Origin of the sequence: Rhodococcus sp. DMU1 (assembly GCF_012272955.1) — a bacterium.
Lineage (GTDB): Bacteria > Actinomycetota > Actinomycetes > Mycobacteriales > Mycobacteriaceae > Rhodococcus > Rhodococcus aetherivorans.
Window position 1 is genome coordinate 3,885,729 of record NZ_CP050952.1, and the last position, 16,904, is coordinate 3,902,632.

General features: G+C 71.9%; 16 protein-coding genes and 1 pseudogene. 11 read left to right on the forward strand and 6 right to left on the reverse strand.

All coding sequences use genetic code 11. The features are described from left to right. The first annotated feature begins 117 nt into the window (after positions 1-117). From HFP48_RS17920 to HFP48_RS17940, 5 genes and pseudogenes are all read left to right on the forward strand, one after another. Positions 118-1,914, forward strand: coding sequence for an acetyl/propionyl/methylcrotonyl-CoA carboxylase subunit alpha (locus HFP48_RS17920; RefSeq protein ID WP_006939582.1), 1,797 nt, complete (start codon positions 118-120; stop codon positions 1,912-1,914). 83 nt (positions 1,915-1,997) lie between these two features. Then, a pseudogene (locus HFP48_RS31650) lies at positions 1,998-2,174 on the forward strand (DUF1707 domain-containing protein); the annotation flags it as partial. A gap of 455 nt (positions 2,175-2,629) precedes the next feature. Continuing rightward, positions 2,630-3,010: a DUF1707 domain-containing protein gene (locus HFP48_RS17930; RefSeq protein ID WP_043801426.1), complete on the forward strand. Its 381-nt coding sequence runs from the start codon at positions 2,630-2,632 to the stop codon at positions 3,008-3,010. Further along, positions 3,011-3,271 carry a hypothetical protein gene (locus HFP48_RS17935; protein WP_006939587.1) on the forward strand — a complete coding sequence of 87 codons (261 nt, stop codon included), beginning with the start codon at positions 3,011-3,013 and terminating at the stop codon, positions 3,269-3,271. Continuing rightward, entirely contained in the window at positions 3,268-3,609 is a 342-nt protein-coding gene (locus tag HFP48_RS17940) for a VanZ family protein (protein ID WP_006939589.1), read from the forward strand. The genes HFP48_RS17935 and HFP48_RS17940 overlap by 4 nt, the downstream gene beginning before the upstream one ends. A 34-nt stretch (positions 3,610-3,643) precedes the next feature. On the opposite strand, the gene HFP48_RS17945 is transcribed toward HFP48_RS17940, so the two are convergent. Then, positions 3,644-4,477, reverse strand: coding sequence for a tyrosine-protein phosphatase (locus HFP48_RS17945; RefSeq protein ID WP_029544664.1), 834 nt, complete (start codon positions 4,475-4,477; stop codon positions 3,644-3,646). A gap of 493 nt (positions 4,478-4,970) precedes the next feature. Here HFP48_RS17945 and HFP48_RS17950 point away from each other — a divergent pair, with 493 nt between their 5' ends. After that, positions 4,971-6,800 carry an ATP-binding protein gene (locus HFP48_RS17950; RefSeq protein ID WP_168579822.1) on the forward strand — a complete coding sequence of 610 codons (1,830 nt, stop codon included), beginning with the start codon at positions 4,971-4,973 and terminating at the stop codon, positions 6,798-6,800. Between the two features lie 39 nt (positions 6,801-6,839). Here the strand turns inward: HFP48_RS17950 and lat are convergent, their stop codons facing one another. Both lat and HFP48_RS17960 read right to left on the reverse strand, forming a co-directional pair. After that, positions 6,840-8,183 (reverse strand): L-lysine 6-transaminase, encoded by a 1,344-nt coding sequence (gene lat / locus HFP48_RS17955; RefSeq protein WP_029544666.1) that lies wholly within the window; start codon positions 8,181-8,183, stop codon positions 6,840-6,842. Positions 8,184-8,249: 66 nt separating this feature from the next. Further along, on the reverse strand, positions 8,250-8,699 hold the full coding sequence (locus tag HFP48_RS17960; protein ID WP_006939604.1) for an Lrp/AsnC family transcriptional regulator: 450 nt from the start codon (positions 8,697-8,699) through the stop codon (positions 8,250-8,252). A 36-nt stretch (positions 8,700-8,735) separates the two neighbouring features. Here HFP48_RS17960 and HFP48_RS17965 point away from each other — a divergent pair, with 36 nt between their 5' ends. Both HFP48_RS17965 and HFP48_RS17970 read left to right on the forward strand, forming a co-directional pair. Then, complete coding sequence (locus tag HFP48_RS17965) at positions 8,736-10,241, forward strand: aldehyde dehydrogenase family protein (protein WP_168579823.1); 1,506 nt, start codon at positions 8,736-8,738, stop codon at positions 10,239-10,241. Further along, on the forward strand, positions 10,238-11,398 hold the full coding sequence (locus HFP48_RS17970) for a hypothetical protein (RefSeq protein ID WP_102799822.1): 1,161 nt from the start codon (positions 10,238-10,240) through the stop codon (positions 11,396-11,398). Before HFP48_RS17965 ends, HFP48_RS17970 begins: the two co-directional genes overlap by 4 nt. Before the next feature lie 10 nt (positions 11,399-11,408). On the opposite strand, the gene HFP48_RS17975 is transcribed toward HFP48_RS17970, so the two are convergent. The 3 genes from HFP48_RS17975 to HFP48_RS17985 are packed head-to-tail and all read right to left on the reverse strand — an operon-like array spanning position 11,409 to position 13,208. Continuing rightward, on the reverse strand, positions 11,409-11,843 hold the full coding sequence (locus HFP48_RS17975; RefSeq protein WP_029544672.1) for a pyridoxamine 5'-phosphate oxidase family protein: 435 nt from the start codon (positions 11,841-11,843) through the stop codon (positions 11,409-11,411). Continuing rightward, positions 11,840-12,217, reverse strand: coding sequence for a hypothetical protein (locus HFP48_RS17980; RefSeq protein ID WP_102799823.1), 378 nt, complete (start codon positions 12,215-12,217; stop codon positions 11,840-11,842). Before HFP48_RS17980 ends, HFP48_RS17975 begins: the two co-directional genes overlap by 4 nt. A 22-nt stretch (positions 12,218-12,239) precedes the next feature. Next, complete coding sequence (locus HFP48_RS17985; RefSeq protein ID WP_168579824.1) at positions 12,240-13,208, reverse strand: hypothetical protein; 969 nt, start codon at positions 13,206-13,208, stop codon at positions 12,240-12,242. A gap of 139 nt (positions 13,209-13,347) precedes the next feature. Between HFP48_RS17985 and HFP48_RS17990 the strand changes: the two genes are divergently transcribed. The 3 genes from HFP48_RS17990 to HFP48_RS18000 are packed head-to-tail and all read left to right on the forward strand — an operon-like array spanning position 13,348 to position 16,867. Beyond that, positions 13,348-14,892, forward strand: a complete 1,545-nt coding sequence (locus HFP48_RS17990; RefSeq protein WP_168579825.1) for an AMP-binding protein — start codon at positions 13,348-13,350, stop codon at positions 14,890-14,892. Beyond that, the gene (locus tag HFP48_RS17995) at positions 14,889-16,259 is read left to right on the forward strand and encodes an FAD-linked oxidase C-terminal domain-containing protein (RefSeq protein WP_029547231.1); all 1,371 of its coding nucleotides are present in this window, start codon (positions 14,889-14,891) and stop codon (positions 16,257-16,259) included. Before HFP48_RS17990 ends, HFP48_RS17995 begins: the two co-directional genes overlap by 4 nt. Before the next feature lie 44 nt (positions 16,260-16,303). Next, on the forward strand, positions 16,304-16,867 hold the full coding sequence (locus tag HFP48_RS18000; protein ID WP_102799826.1) for a hypothetical protein: 564 nt from the start codon (positions 16,304-16,306) through the stop codon (positions 16,865-16,867). The last annotated feature ends 37 nt before the right edge of the window (positions 16,868-16,904 follow it).

A 16,904-nucleotide genomic window follows, 5' to 3' on the forward strand; every position in this document is an offset into this window, starting at 1 on the left:
TGCCGGGTTCCGGGCGACCCGTAGGGTGTAGGGGCTATCCGGTTACATCGTCTATCGGATTGGCGCCTACACTCCCAGAGACGGCAATAACCTAACGATCGATCAACAGGAGGCTCCGTGCCCAGTCATGCCAGCGCGCACATCACGAAGGTGCTCGTCGCCAACCGCGGCGAGATCGCTGTGCGGGTCATCCGAGCCGCCAAGGATGCCGGTTACGGGAGCGTGGCCGTCTACGCAGAACCCGACGCCGACGCCCAGTTCGTGAAGCTCGCCGACGAGGCATTCGCGCTCGGTGGCCAGACCTCCGCCGAGTCCTACCTGGTGTTCGACAAGATCCTCGACGCCGCCCGCAAGTCCGGTGCCGACGCGATCCACCCCGGCTACGGCTTCCTGTCCGAGAACGCCGACTTCGCGCAGGCCGTGATCGACGCCGGTCTGATCTGGATCGGCCCCTCCCCGCAGGCCATCCGCGACCTCGGCGACAAGGTCACCGCGCGGCACATCGCCGAGCGCGCCAAGGCACCCATGGCCGCCGGCACCAAGGATCCCGTCAAGAACGCCGACGAGGTCGTCGAGTTCGCGAAGCAGTACGGCGTGCCGGTCGCGATCAAGGCGGCCTTCGGTGGTGGCGGCCGCGGCATGAAGGTCGCGCACACCATCGAGGAGATCCCCGAGCTGTTCGAGTCCGCGACCCGCGAGGCCATCGCCGCCTTCGGCCGGGGCGAGTGCTTCGTCGAGCAGTACCTCGACAAGGCGCGCCACGTGGAGGCGCAGGTCATCGCCGACCAGCACGGCAACGTCATCGTCGCCGGCACCCGCGACTGCTCGCTGCAGCGCCGCTTCCAGAAGCTCGTCGAGGAGGCCCCCGCGCCGTTCCTGACCGACGAGCAGCGCCGCCGCATCCACGAGTCCGCCAAGGCCATCTGCCGCGAGGCCGGCTACTACGGCGCCGGCACGGTCGAGTACTTGGTCCAGGGCGACACGGTGTCCTTCCTCGAGGTCAACACCCGCCTGCAGGTCGAGCACCCGGTCACCGAGGAGACCGCCGGCATCGACCTGGTGCGCCAGCAGTTCCGCATCGCCAACGGCGAGAAGCTCGAGCTCACCGAGGACCCGGCCCCGCGCGGGCATGCGTTCGAGTTCCGCATCAACGGTGAGGACGCCGGCCGCGGCTTCCTGCCGGCCCCCGGTCCGATCAGCGTGTACCGCGAGCCCTCGGGCCCGGGCGTGCGCGTCGACTCCGGTGTGGTGCAGGGCGACGTCATCGGCGGCCAGTTCGACTCGATGCTCGCCAAGCTGATCGTCACGGGCGAGACCCGCACCCAGGCCCTCGAGCGTGCTCGCCGCGCCCTCGCCGAGTTCGAGGTCGACGGCCTGGCCACCGTGATCCCGTTCCACCGGCACATCGTCGAGCACCCCGCCTTCGTCGGGGACGGCGAGAAGTTCGACGTCTACACCAAGTGGATCGAGACCGAGTGGGAGAACACCGTCGAGCCGTACACCGGCGGTGGGGTCGCCCCCGAGGACGAGGACGAGGCGCTGCCGCGGCAGAACGTCGTCGTCGAGGTCGGCGGCCGCCGCGTCGAGGTGTCGCTGCCCGGCCAGTTCACCCTCGGCGCCGGCGGCGGTGCCGCCGGTGGGGCGCTCCGCAAGAAGCCGAAGCCGCGCAAGCGGGGCGGCGCCCACGGCGGCAAGGCCTCCGGTGACGCGGTGACCGCGCCGATGCAGGGCACCGTCGTCAAGGTCGCGGTCTCCGAGGGTCAGGAGGTCGCCGAGGGTGACCTGATCGTGGTGCTCGAGGCCATGAAGATGGAGAACCCGGTCAACGCGCACAAGGCCGGCGTCGTCACCGGCCTGTCGGTCGAGCCCGGCGCCGCCATCACCCAGGGCACGGTGCTCGCCGAGCTCAAGTAGCAGTTCCGCCTGCGACGGCGCGCCCCGCGAATCCTCGGATTCACGGGGCGCGCCGTCGTTCGTTCCGGGACTAGGGTGGTGATATGGCCGATTCACCGGAGGTCCGTATCGGCACGGCCGAGCGCGAACAGGCCCAGCGCCTGCTCGGCGAGCACTTCGGTGCCGGTCGCCTCACCCTCACCGAGTTCGAGGACCGCAGCGGCCGCATCGCCGCCGCCGTCACCCGCCGCGATCTCGCGGTCCTGTTCACCGACCTGCCCACCGTGACCGGCCGGGCCGACGGGCACCGGCGCGGGTGGTGGCTTCTGGTCCCGGTGGTGGTCCTCGGACTGGTCGCGTTCTACCAACTCCTGGAACCGAACGTGTGGATCATGACGGGCGCGACGGTCGCCGCCACCGTCGCCGTCCTTGCCGCCCGCGCCCGCAGCGGACGACCGCGCACGGCCGAGCCGGCCTTTCTCCGCGACGTTCCGCCGCTCCCCGCCCCCGCCGCCCGGGACCCGCACTCCCGGGACCCACAGCCATCCGCGACGCGCGACGTCCCGGACCTGGTGTGGCTGCTGACGATGAGCATGTTCGCCGTCGCGCCGGCGCTGGTGCTGCGGCACCCCATCGCGCTGCTGATCTCCGCCGTCGCGCTGATCCTGATCATCTCCCGGGCATTCCGGACCGGGACCGGCGGGACCGGTCGCTGACGACCCATTAGTGTGGACCCATGGCCGACTCCCCCGAGGTCCGCATCGGCACCGTCGAACGCGAACAGGCACTGAACCTGCTCGGTGAGCACTTCGGTGCGGGCAGGCTCACCCTCGTCGAGTTCGACGAGCGCAGCGCGAAGGCGGCCGCCGCCACCACCCGCGCCGAACTCGACGCCCTGTTCACCGACCTTCCCCCGGCGACCCCGAACACGCCTGCGCCGGTGGACGACACCGCGAAGGCCGAGCAGCGGGAGAGGTGGCGCACCGCCGCCATGGGGCTGATCCCCCTCGTCGCCCTCCTGCTGTTCTTCGTCTCCGGCAGCTGGTTGTGGTTCCTTCTGATCCCGGCCGCAGGCATCCTGTACTCCGCGACCAAGGGCACGAAGGGCGGCTGCTGAGTGGACCCCGTCGAGATCAACGCCGGCAACTGGTACCTGCTCGCCGAACGCCCCGACGAGTGGGCCGCCGGCACGGGCTACCACTGGTCGGTGCGGGAGGCGACGACCGCCGATGTCGAAGCCACCGTGGAACTCCGGCCCGACGGGACGCTGACCGGGTCGGCCGAACCCGGTTGCGAGGATGCGCTGGCCGCCGCGTTGGCCGCCGTGCGCCGGTTCGCCGAGAGCGCCTGGAACATGGCGGTCACCGAATCTACATGACCGCCCGGTTCGTTCCGGTGGCGCTCACGCTCGTGGTCGTCACCGTGCTGCTCATGCTGCCGGGCGATACGACTCCGTCGGCGTTCCCGCACGCCGACAAGATCACGCACGCACTGATGTTCGCGGTGCTCGCGTACGCATCCCGCTTCGCCCGGATCCCGCCCGCCGCGACCGTCGCGTGGCTCGCGGTGTACGGGGTGGTCACGGAGGTCCTGCAGGCGACCGTCGCGGTCCGGCGGTCGGGGTCGGTGTGGGACTGGTGCGCGGATCTGCTCGGCGTGGCGATCGGTGTCACGGTGTTCGAGGCCGTACGCCGACGGAGTCGCTCGGAACCGTAGGGCCCGGCGCCTGCGCCGTCCGCTCCCCCGGCCCTCATTCCAGGAGTCGTTGCCGTAGCAGCGCCCGACCGGAGTCCGTGAGCCCCAGGGCGTCGCTCAGGTAGCGGTCGAACGACCCGAACGCCTCCTCCGCCGCCGCGAGCGCCGTCGCGAGGTACTCGGCGCGGACACCGAGGACGGATTCGAGGTCCCCGCGGGGCACCCCCTTCGCCGTGAGCGCTTCGAGGACCGGGGCGAACACCGGCAGCAGCCGCTCGTTGGTGAGCAGGTAGTCCTCGAAGACGGTGTCCTCGTCCACGCCCAGCGCGAGCAGCAGGACGGCCGACGCCCACCCCGTGCGGTCCTTGCCGGTGGTGCAGTGCACGAGCACCGGGTCGGCGTCGCCGGTCAGCAGGGTCTGCAACAACGTCCGGTATGCGGCGCGGGCGCTCGGCAGCAGGACGAAGTCACGGTAACTGCCCCGCAGGTATTCGGCGCCGCGCCCGTCCCCGAGGACCTCGCGGGCGAACGCGGCGTCGGTCAGAAGCTCCTTCATGTGCGCGGCGATCGAACCGTGCTCGCGGTCGGCGAGCACGTCGAGGGCGAGGGTACGCACACCCTCCGGGAGCCGGTCCGGCGCCGCCTGCCGCTCCGGTTCGGTCCGCAGGTCCACGACAGTCGCCAGGCCGAGCCCGGACAGCACCCGCGCATCGGCGTCGGTCACCCGGCTCAGGTCGGTGGACCGGAAGACGATGCCCCGGCGCACCGACGCACCGTCGCGCGTGGCGTATCCACCGACATCGCGCAGGTTCGGTATCGAGGTCGCTTCGGGACCGGGCATCGGCCCTCGGGAGGTGGGGGTACCGGGACGACCGGCGGAGTCCGACATGCGCCCACCCTAACCGGGTCGGTTCACCCGTCCGGATCGGTGCACCCGGTCCGATCCGCCGGAGCGGCGCCGGGCGCACGCGGAGATCCGGGCGATCGACGCGAGTGCCGGATTCGCCGGCAGCCGAGTGTCACAGGACCCACCCACTACCGCGTGAGGGCGCGGATCACGTCCTTGATGCTCGCGTCGTCGGGCAACACGAGCGGCAGCAGGTTCGTGAGGGCATTCACGATGATGGTGAACCGCATGACCTTCTCCTTCGGTTCTTGCGGCGCTCTCGCTACCGCTACCGCTTCCGTGCGGCCCGGCGGGTTCCGGACCCACCACAACTGTGCGGTTCGGCCCCCGTCGCTGCATCCGTGGTGACACCGGAATGCGGGACCGTGGTGACACCCGCACGCGGTCCGTGCCAGCACGGTGGTGCCGGCGACGGCGCGGGAGGAGACTGAGACGGTCCGGGAGGAGACCGAGACGGTCCGGGAGGAGGCCGGCCGTGCGGCACCGAGTCATCCAGCTGCTCGTCGTGGTCACCGCGGTGCTGGTCGCGACGATCGCCGCGGCGGTGGACTGGTCGCCGGCGGCGCTGCGGGATCCGGCCCGCACGCTGCTCCTCGGGCCGCGGGAATCCTTCGCCGCCGCCGAGGGGCCGTTCCTGCCGGTGTTCGGGCCCACCGAACTCGCGCTGTTCCTCGGCACCGGAGTCGCATTCGTCGTCTCCGGAGCGATCGCATGGAACAACCGCCCGCACGACCTGAGCGGGCCCCTCATCCTCATGGCCGGCCTGTTGTGGTTCCTCGGCGGCCTGCGACGTTCCGGCGAGCCCGTGGCCTTCACCGTCGGCGTGGCGGCGACGAACCTGTATCTGCCCGTCCTGCTGCAGGCCCTGATCGGGTTCCCGACCGGCCGGCTGCACCGACGGTGGCAGCGTCTGTTCGTGGGCGCCGCGTGGCTTCTCGCCACGATCGGCATCGTGGCCGAGTGGCTGTTCTTCGATCCGCGGACCGCACCCGCGGCATCACCGTCGACGTCGACGAATCTTCTTCTGCTCCGGGATAATCCGTCCCTGGCACAGGCGGTGCAGCTCGTCGTCGGGTTCTGCGCGTTCCTGATCGTGGGCACGCTCGTGCTGGTGGTGATCGTTCGCTGGCGTTCGGGCTCACCGGCGTACCGGGCCGGCTTCGCGCCGCTCGGCGTCGCGTACGGCCTCTCGGCGGTGATCACGATCGTGGTGCTGTCGAGTGCGGTGAGCCTTCCCTGGTCGCCCCCGCCGTGGGTGCTCAACCTGCGCTACCCGACCACGGCGCTGTTTCCGCTGGCGGTGGCGGTCGGTCTCGTCCGGTACCGGCTGGCGCGTGCTGCGGTCAGCGACGCGATGGTGGAGATCGGTTCCGCCCCCATCGGTGTCGGATTCGTCGACGCGCTGCGGCGGGCCGTGCACGACCCGAGCCTGGTGCTGTGGACCTATGCGCCGGAGCGCGCGGCCTACGTCGATCCGGACGGGTCGGTCCACGCTCTTCCCCGCCGTTCCGATTCTCGCGCGGCGACCATCCTCGAACGCGGCGGCACTCCCGTGGGGGCCTTGGTGTACGACCCGTCCCTCGAGACCCAACCCGAGCTGCTCGCCGCGGTCCACAGCGCCACCGCGCTGGCTCTCGAGCACGAACGGTTGCAGGCGGACCTGCAGCTCCGGCTCGACGAGGTGCGGCGCTCCCGCGAACGGATCGTCGCGGCCGGCGACATCCAGCGGCGACGCCTCGAGCGCGACCTGCACGACGGTGCGCAGCAACGGCTCGTCGCCGCGTCGCTGTTGTTGCGCCGCGCCCAGCGCGCCGGGGAGGAGGCCGATCTGCGCCGGCTGCTCGCGGACGGTGCCGCCGAACTCGACACCGCCCTGACGGAACTGCGGGAGCTCGCCCGGGGTGTCTACCCGGCGGTGCTCACCGAGCGCGGGCTCGCGGCTGCGCTGCGTTCGCTGGCCGAGCGGGCACCCGTGCCCGTCGGCATCGACGACGGCCTCCCCGGCCGGCCCTCGCCTCCCGTCGAGCTCGCCGCGTACCTCATCGGGGCGGAGGCCGTCACCAATGCCGGAAAGCACTCCGGGGCCACCGCCGTCCGCATCTGCCTGCACCGGGCGGGTGATGCGCTGCGCATGACGATCCGTGACGACGGATGCGGTGGCGCGCGGCCGACGCCCGGCGGGGGGCTGGACGGGCTGCGGGATCGGACCGAGGCTCTCGGCGGCGACCTCGTGCTCGACAGTCCCGAGGGCCGCGGCACGACCGTCGACGTCACGCTCCCGTTCCACCTCGACGTCGAGTCCTGACCGGGTCCGACTCTGCCGGACGGTTCCCGGCCCGGCGGATCAGTGCCGTGCCACCTCTCCCAGCACGCGGTCCAGCGCGTCGAGCGCCTCGTCCAACTCGGCGGTGGTGACCGTCAGCGGCGGCCGGAACCGGATGCCGCGCTGCCCGGTTCCGATCATCAGCACGTGCTCGTCGACCCGCAGGCGGGTGAGCACGGCGTCGCGGACGGTGGGCGTGGGCAGGGTGAACGCGCACATCAGGCCGCGTCCGCGCGGCTCGCCGACCAGCCGGTGGCGGCCGGCGAGCTGGTTCAGCCCGGACAGCAGATGCGCCCCGGTCATGCGCGCCCGGTCGACGAGCCGGTCCCGCTCGATCACCTCCAGAATGCGCCGGGCGCGGACCATGTCGGTCAGGCTGCCACCCCAGGTGGAGTTGAGCCGCGACGAGACCATGAAGACGTTGTCGGGGATCTCGTCGATCCGGCCGCCGGCCATGATGCCGCAGACCTGGGTCTTCTTACCGAAGGCGACGATGTCGGGTGCGACGCCGAACTGCTGGTACGCCCAGGTGGTTCCCGTCAGCCCGACGCCGGTCTGCACCTCGTCGAAGATCAGCAGCGCATCGTGACGGCGGCACAGTTCTGCCATGGCCTGGAAGAACTGCGGCCGGAAGTGATGGTCGCCGCCCTCGCCCTGGATGGGTTCGGCGATGAAACACGCGATGTCGTGCGGATTCTCGGCGAACGCCCGGCGCGCCTGCTGCAGCGCATGCGCCTCCGCGGCCTCGACGTCGCGGTCGTCGGCGAGGTAGGGCGCGTCGATGCGCGGCCAGCGGAACTTGGGGTACCGGGCCGTCTTGATCGGATCCGTGTTGGTGAGGGACATCGTGTAGCCGGTGCGACCGTGGAACGCCTCGGTCAGGTGGAGAACGCTGCCCCCGAGGTCGGAGCCGAGTCCGCGCGCCTCGTTGAGCCGGCTCTTCCAGTCGAAGGCCGCCTTGAGTGCGTTCTCCACCGCGAGCCCGCCGCCGTCGACGAAGAACAGGTGCGGCAGGGCCGGGTCGCCGAGCACCCGCGCGAAGGTGTCGACGAACCGGGCCATCGCCACCGTGTAGATGTCGGAGTTGCTGGGCTTGTTCGCGGCGGCCGTGGCGAGTTCGGCGGCGAACGCCGGGTCGTCGACGATGTCGGGCGGGTTCATCCCGAGCGCGGAGGATGCGAAGAACCCGAACATGTCGAGGTAGGTCGTGCCGTCCCGTTGATCGACGAGCCGCACGCCCCGCGATCGGTCGAGGTCGAGGACGAGGTCGAACCCGTCCACCAGCAGATGTTCGCGCAGAACGGCGTGTACCCGGCTCGGGGGCAGCTCGCGGGCACCGTCCGGGTGTCGGAATGCAGTGCTCATGCCCAGAGAGTACGTCAAAGTTCCGCCAAGATCGGCGCGATAAAGGAAGATCACCCCTTCATTCGGCTATCGTTCGTAAAATGTTTGGAGGATGACGGTGCTGCGGGTGGCCACATTCGCCGTCGCGCGGATCTCCTGGAGCAGTTGTTCGAGCGCCCGAGGCGAGGCGACGCGCACGAGCAGGATGTAGCTCTCGTCCCCCGCCACGGAGTGGCAGGATTCGATGGCGTCGATGTGCCGCAACCGCGCCGGCGCGTCATCGGGTTGGGACGGGTCGAGAGGGGTGATCGCGACGAACGCCGACAGCATCAACCCGAGCGCTTCGGGATCGACCTTCGCCGCGTATCCGCGGATCACCTGCCGGGCTTCGAGGCGGCGAACCCGGGACTGCACCGCGGAGATCGACAATCCGGCCTTCTCGGCGAGAGTGGCCAGCGTCGCCCGGCCGTCCACCACCAGTTCGCGCATGAGCAGCCGGTCGATCTCGTCCAGGGACTCCTTCGAGTTTTCCGCCATCAGCGCAGGCTAATCGAACCGGAAAGGACATCGACGATGAATCCGACTGGCAATCTGCACGATCGCGCCGCGGCCGCGCTGCGTCGCTGCGGGGCGAGCGCCCCCGCCCTCGACGGCGCCCACACGGTCACCAGCCCGATCGACGGCTCGGAGCTCGCGCGGTTGCACCCCGCCCGCGCCGCGGACGTCGACGCCGCGGTCGCCGCGGCGAGCGCGGCCTTCGGGCACTGGCGGCAGGTCCCGGCGCCGATGCGGGGACAGCTGGTCCGCAGGCTCGGGGACCTGCTCGGCGAGCACAAGTCCGATCTCGCCGAGCTCGTCACGCTCGAGGCCGGGAAGATCCCCTCCGAAGCGCTCGGCGAGGTGCAGGAGATGATCGACATCTGCGAGTTCGCGGTCGGCCTCTCGCGCCAGCTCTACGGCCGCACGATGCCCTCCGAGCGACCCGGCCACCGGCTGATGGAGACGTGGCATCCGCTGGGGGTGGTCGCGGTGATCTCTGCGTTCAACTTCCCCGTCGCCGTGTGGTCCTGGAACACCGCGATCGCGCTCGTGTGCGGCGATCCGGTGGTGTGGAAGCCCTCCGAGAAGACCCCGCTCACGGCGCTGGCCTGCCACGCGCTGCTCGAGCGGGCCGCGGGCGACGTGGGCGCCCCCGCCGGCCTGCACCACGTCCTGGTCGGCGACGCTGCCGTCGGCGAGGCGCTGGTCGACGATCCGCGCGTCGCGCTGGTCAGCGCGACGGGCTCGATCCGGATGGGCCGCATCGTCGCGCCCCGGGTGGCGGCGCGGTTCGGGCGCTGCCTGCTCGAACTCGGCGGCAACAACGGCGCGATCGTCGGCCCCTCCGCCGACCTCGACCTCGCCGTGCGGGCCGTGGTGTTCGCCGCGGCCGGCACCGCCGGGCAGCGCTGCACCACCCTGCGACGGCTGATCGCCCACCGCTCCGTCGTCGACGAGCTGACCGAGCGGATCGCCAAGGCCTACTCGGGGCTGCGGGTGGGCGATCCGTTCGACGACGGGGTGCTCGTCGGACCGCTGATCGACGGCCGTGCCCACGCCGCGATGCGGACCGCGCTCGAGCGCGCCGAACTCGACGGCGGCATTCTCGTCACCGGCGGCGACGCGGTCGAGGTCCCCGGTGACGGGGTGTACGTCCGGCCCGCGGTCGTGCGGATGCCGGCGCAGACGGACGTGGTGCGGGAGGAGACGTTCGCCCCGATCCTCTACGTGCTGACCTACGACGGCTTCGACGAGGCGATCGCCCTGCACAACGGGGTACCCCAAGGACTTTCGTCGTCGATCTTCACCACCGACCAGCGCGAGGCCGAGCGCTTCCTCGCCGCCTCGGACTGCGGCATCGCCAATGTCAACATCGGCACCTCCGGCGCGGAGATCGGGGGCGCGTTCGGCGGCGAGAAGGAGACCGGCGGCGGCCGCGAGTCGGGTTCGGACTCGTGGAAGGCGTACATGCGCCGCGCCACCAACACGATCAACTACTCCGACGATCTGCCGCTGGCGCAGGGTGTGGAGTTCGTTTGAGCGACAAGCTGGTTCCGTACCGACTGTGGGGGTGCCGACCGGACCGGTTCGACACCGAGATCGAGGGCGAGTTCGCGTGGACCGACCACATCGTGCGGACCCTCGGCGCGGCGTTCGAGCCGGCCGGCGCCGAGATCCGGAGGGAGGTGTCCCTGCTGCCGGAGACACACGGCGTCAGCGTGCGCGCGGACGGGCTGACGCTGGGCATCCTCGGCGACGGCGACGCGCTGCGCTACGGGCCGGTGCTCCGCCGTGTCGTCGCAGGCGGGTATCTGCCGACCGTGCCGGGCCGCATCTGGGCCGCCGATGCGGGCGCCTACAACGACGACCCGGCCCGCAGCGGCCGCGTCATCGCCCGCGTCTCGGTCAGCCTCGGCGCCCCGGCCCGACTGGTGCCCCGCAACGATCCTCCGGACGTGCCCTACACGCTGCTGCCCCCGGGCCGGACCCTCCAGGTCACCGGGGAGGAACGACACTTCGACCTGCTGCACCCCTACGCCGACCCGCCCGGCAAGTACGCCCTGCTCGTCACCCTCCACGAGGCGGACGGCGCGCTGGTGGAGGTGCGGGTGGACGACCGGGCGTGCGGATACCTGGGCCGGCGGTCCAGTGCGCGTCTGCTGCCGATCGTGACGCACCTGTCCGCGCGTGGACTCCGCACCGCCGCGCGGGCCGCGGTGAGCGGATCCCGGCTGGCGGCCGAGGTGACGGTGTCGGTGACGCCGGCCGACGAGATCGACGAGCGCGTCCTGGACGGACCGCCGGTGGTCGTGCCGCGGCTGGCGCCCGGCCCGGTCGCCGACCCGCCCGACCCGGTGCTGCCGATGCACCGGTACCACGGGTGGGGCGGGCAGATCGTCGTGCAGGGCGACCGGCTGTGGATCCTGCGGGAGGGCCCCGTGGCGCGGGCGTTGGGTCCGGTTCCGTTGACGCCCAAGCGGATCCGTCTGCGGGACGTGGTGGACGTGCAGTTCCGCCCGGCGCTGCCCCAGACCGACGGCATGCTCCGGATCGTGACGGGCAGCGGCCGGGACGGCGCGCCGGCGTCGGCGGATCCCGACACGGTGGTGTTCCACCATCCCGACCGGCAGCGATTCCAGGCGCTCGCCGAGTGGCTGCGGCACGTCGCAGCCGTGAACGCCGGACCGCCGTCGTGAGAGGCACCCCTCAGGGCCGCCGCAGCAGCTCGGCCTCCCCCGGTTCGACGACGATCGTGGCCGGTTCGGTCCGGCCGTAGTACCGCGTACGCAGGAGCCAGCTCCGCGCGTGGGACAGTTCCGAGCGCCACCCGGCCAGGTAGTACTTCCGGCCGAAGCGGGCCATGACGGCCGCCGGTGGCCCGCCCGGCCGCACGGTGGCCCGGCCGTGCAGCCGCAGGACGGGTCCCCGCTCGCCGTCGTCGAGCAGCACCACGACGTCGGGATTCGCGGCCGCGTTGCGCGCCGCCACGGTGCTGCGACCGGTGCCGAAGTACAACCGGCCGTCGACCTGCACGAACCACAGCGGGGCCAGGGCCGCCGCGCCCTTCGGGGAGCGGGTTGCCAGGCGCGCGACGAGGGCACGGTCGAGGAAGTCGCGCACGACGGCGTCGTCGGCCTTCACGCGTCCCGCTCCTCGTGCAGGGTCGCGTAGTCCCACGCGGTGGCCCGCCGGGGCGTGAACACGAACCAGGCGAGGTCCTCGCGACCGTCGGGGGCGGGGGCATCCGCCGCGGCGAGGCGTCCGCGCCAGTTCACCGCCCGCAGCTCGAACCAGAATTCGCCGTCGTCGAGCAGGACGGTGACCCGGTCGAGACCGGCCGACGGCGGCACCGACTCCCGCGGCACACCGACCCACAACTCGCCGTCGCGTCGCCGGACCCGCGCGGGCAGCGCGGTGACCGCACCGGCGTCGTCGAACGCGATCGCCGCCCGACCGTGCTCGAGCAGCCTGCCGGCAAGCGGTTCCGGTTCGACGCGCTGGGTGATCCGCCCCATGCCGACAGACGATACCGCCGGATCATCCGCGGCGGCCGGGATCGCGCGGGGCCGGCCGGATCCGGATCGGTTCGGGCACCGTGACGGTCTCGTTGCCGGGCAACGGCTCCCCGCGGCGCCGCCCGACGTCGGCGACCGTGTCGACGTCCGCGAGCGGCTGCGCCCCCTGCCGCGCGACGGTCTCGTCGTAGAGCTCGAACCACGGGAATCCGCGCCCGGTGTAGTCGGCGGCGGCCAGGGGCCGGGTCGGTGGGTCCTCCCCGGTGACCGTGCGCCACTGCTCGCTGGTCACCAGGTGCACGTCGACGACCGAGCGGTGGTCGAGGTCCCACGCATCGTGCGGTTCGACCGGGGTGGCGACGCCCTGCTCGACGGACCCGCCGGCACCGAGCCCCATGGCCGCGGCCGGCGCGAAGGAGTGCATCGGACGCCGGGCGTCGAACTCGGCACGTTCCTCCCATCGTCGCGCCCGCATGGGGTACGCCGCGATGCGGATCCCGCCCTGCGCCGGCCCGGACCGCAGCTGCTCCTCGACGCCGTAGCCGGAACCGAGCGGCATCGCGACGAACTGGCGCACCCGCCCCTGCGCCACGACGAAGCCGTCGAGCCACGGTTGCGCCGGCACCTCGAGGTAGTCCTCGCGTTCGAAGTCCGGCACCGGCGACCAGGTTTCGCCGGTGAGCGCGTCGACGTCCCCGGCGGCGACCTTCACCAGGAACGGGTACCGGGACTCGAACCCGAGCCAGCACGCCTCCGACTGCCACATCGGCATCACCAGTCCGCCGCGGGACCGCCACGAGTCCGGTATCCGGGCGTCGTCGAGTCCGGCGACAGCCCGCAGCGGGAACCGTCCCAGGCCGGGCGGCAACGGGTAGGTGTTGCCGTCGTCCGGCACCCGCAGGGTGCGGTGGAACGAGACGGCCATGCGGGCGGCGGCGTGCACCTCGGGGAACTCGAACACCAGGCGGTCCTTCTCGAGAGCGAGCGCCACGTCGTCCCTCCCGTCCGCATGCTCCGGTGCCGTTCACGTGCGGGTGAGGGTACGCCGACCGGACGGGCCGGTCGAGCAGTTGCGCCGAGCGCCTCTCGGCTCACGTGACCCGGGCCACAGCTGTGGTAGACCAAGGGGCATGTTTCCTGGGAACTTCGTCGCCACGACCCCCGACAAGCCCGCCATCGTGCGGCCCGCCACCGGGGAGTCGCTCACCTACCGGCAGCTCGACGGGAGCTCCGTCCGCCTCGCGAAATACCTGCGCGCCGCCGGACTCGAGCCGGGCGACCACATCGCGCTGATCTCGGACAACGACCTGCGGGTGATGGAGGTCTACTGGGCGGCGCTGCGTTCCGGCCTGTACGTCACGGTGGTCAACTGGCACCTCACCCCCGCCGAGGCCGCCTACGTGGTCAACGACTGCGGCGCGAAGGTGCTCCTCGCCTCGGCGGGCGCGGCGACCGCGATCGACACCCGTTCCGGGGCTTACCCGAACGTGATCCGCCGGCTCGTGTACGGCGGTGCACTGCCCGGCTTCGACGACTACGCCCACGCGCTCGCGGCATTCGACGCCTCGCCGCTGGAGTCGCAGCCGCGTGGTCAGGACATGCTCTACTCCTCGGGCACCACCGGCCGGCCCAAGGGCATCAAGCCGAAGCTGCCCGAGGGACAGGTCCAGGACGTCCCGGACCCCTACACGGCGGTGTTCGCCCCGATGTACGGCTTCGATGCCGAGTCGGTGTACCTGTGCCCGGCCCCGCTGTATCACGCTGCGCCGCTTCGCTTCTGCGGAGTGGTGCAGTCCGTCGGGGGCACGGTGGTCCTCATGGACCGGTTCGAGCCGGAGGAGGCGCTCGCCCTGATCGAGCGTTACCGCGTCACCCACAGCCAGTGGGTGCCGACGATGTTCGTGCGGATGCTCAAGCTCCCCGAGGAGGTGCGCGGCAAGTACGACATGTCGAGCCTGAAGGTCGCCATCCACGCGGCGGCGCCGTGCCCGCCGGAGATCAAGCGCGCCATGATCGAGTGGTGGGGCCCGATCGTGTACGAGTACTACGCCTCCACCGAGGGCGCGGGGGCCACGTTCATCGACTCGGAGCAGGCGCTTGCACACCCGGGATCCGTGGGTCGCGACGGCGTGATGGGCGTCGTCCACATATGCGACGACAGCGGCGCCGAGCTGCCGGTCGGTGCCACCGGCACGGTGTGGTGGGAGCGCGACGAGCGGCCGTTCGAGTACCACAACGACCCGGAGAAGACCGAGGAGGCGACGCACCCCGATCATCCGACCTGGACCACCAGCGGCGACATCGGATACCTCGACGAGGAGCGCTACCTGTACCTCACCGACCGGGCCGCGTTCACGATCATCTCCGGCGGCGTGAACATCTACCCGCAGGAATCGGAGAACGTCCTCACCCTGCACCCCAAGGTGTACGACGTCGCGGTGATCGGGGTCCCCAACGAGGAGATGGGCGAGGAGGTCAAGGCCGTCGTCCAGCTCGCCGACGGCGTCGAGCCCGGACCCGAGGTCGAGCGCGAGCTCCTCGACTTCGTCCGCGAGCGCGTCTCCCACTTCAAGACGCCGCGCAGCATCGACTTCTCCGACGACCTGCCGCGCACGCCCACCGGCAAGCTCGTCAAACACAAGCTGCGCGCCCGCTACCTCACCCCGGCAGGCTGACCGTGTCCGCCGATCTCGCCGAACTCGCCGACCAGCTCCCGGCCGGCGCGCTGATCACCGATCCGGACCTGCTCGCCGGGTACCGGCAGGACTGGGCGCGCGATCCGGACGCGGCGGTGCCGCGCGCGGTCGTGCGGGCCACGCGCACGGCGGACGTGCAAGCCACACTGCGATGGGCGAGCGCCCACCGGGTGCCCGTGGTGCCGCGCGGCGCGGGCACCAGCCTGTCCGGCGGGGCGGGCGGGGTGCCGGGCGGGATCGTGCTGAGCACCGAGCGGATGCGGGCGATCACCGTGGACCCGGTCACCCGCACGGCGGTCGTCCAGCCGGGACTGCTCAACGCCGAGGTCAAGCGGGCCGCGGCCGAGCACGGGCTGTGGTATCCGCCCGACCCGTCCTCGTTCGAGATGTGCACGATCGGCGGCAACGCGGCGACCAACGCCGGGGGGCTGTGCTGCGTGAAGTACGGCGTCACCACGGACTACGTCCTCGGCCTCGAGGTGGTGCTCGCCGACGGCACCGCGGTGCGGCTCGGCGGACCCCGCCTCAAGGACGTGGCGGGCCTGTCGCTGACCAAGCTGTTCGTCGGCAGCGAGGGCACCCTCGGCATCATCACCGAGGTGACCCTGCGGCTCCTCCCGCCGCAACCGCCGGCATCGACGATGGTCGCCACGTTCGGCTCGGTCCAGGCCGCGGCCGACGCGGTGCTGGCCGTGACGGCCACGTTGCGCCCGGCGATGCTCGAGTTCATGGACCGCGCCTCGATCAATGCGGTCGAGGACGCGCTGCACATGGGACTGGACCGCGACACCGAGGCGATGCTCATCGCCCGGTCCGACGCGCCGGGCACGGCCTCGGCGCAGGAGATCGCGACGATGGTGCGGGCGTGCGAGGACGCCGGTGCCGAGGAGGTGTTCTCGACCGACGACCCCGAGGAGGGCGAGGCGTTCGCGGCGGCGCGGCGGATGGCCATCCCGGCGGTCGAACGGACCGGCAGCCTGCTGCTCGAGGATGTCGGCGTGCCCCTGCCGGCCCTGCCGGCACTGGTCGGGGGTGTCGCCGAGATCGCCGACCGCAATGCGGTGACGGTGGCGGTGATCGCGCACGCCGGCGACGGCAACACCCATCCGCTGATCGTGTACGACCCCGCCGACGCCGACCAGACGGCCCGTGCGCACGTGGCCTTCGGGCAGATCATGGACCTGGCGATCGCGCTGGGCGGCACCATCACCGGAGAGCACGGGGTGGGCCGGCTGAAGAAGGCGTGGCTGCCGGATCAGGTGGGTCCCGACGTGATGGCCCTGACCCGGCGGATCAAGGCGGCGCTCGACCCGGAATCCATCCTCAATCCGGGCGTCATCCTCTGAAGCAAGATCGAGTACGGTGGCCGCGTGCGTGAGGACCGAATCCAGTGAACGCCCGTACGCCCTTGTCGCCGGCGGGCCTGCCGCTGCGCGACACCCGCTACCGGACGTTCGAGCAGTACCCGGAGTTCGCCGCGGCGACAGCCTGGCTGCGCGACTACGTGCGCGCCGCGGTGCCCAACCCGAGGATGAGTGAACGCGAGTACTGGTCGGTGGTGTGCCTGCCGCCGCACGACGGCTCCATCGAGGCGGAACCGCTGGTGAGCGTGCACGTCGGCGCGATCGAGGCCGCGGGGCTGTACGTGGAGGCCCCGGCGGCGCAGCCCCGCCGGATCGGCGGCCGGGTCACCGTGGCCGTCGACGACCTCGAGGCGGCCGCCGGAACGAGCGTGGACGTGCTCGCGGCGGCCCACTCGGACCTGCGGTTCCGCCCCGACGGGCCGGTCGTGTCGATCGGCTGGTCCGACGGACCCGCCAGCCGCGCGCAGTTCGCCGCCGTACCGTGGGAGCCGGCCGCCGCCGCACTCGTCGGACGCGTGATGCGCAACGGCAAGTGCCGATGGTCGGCTCACCACTGCGCGCAGCTCGCTCGGTTCGCGCTGGCCGACTGACGTCCGGCCCCCGACCCGCCGGCCGGGGGCCACCGGC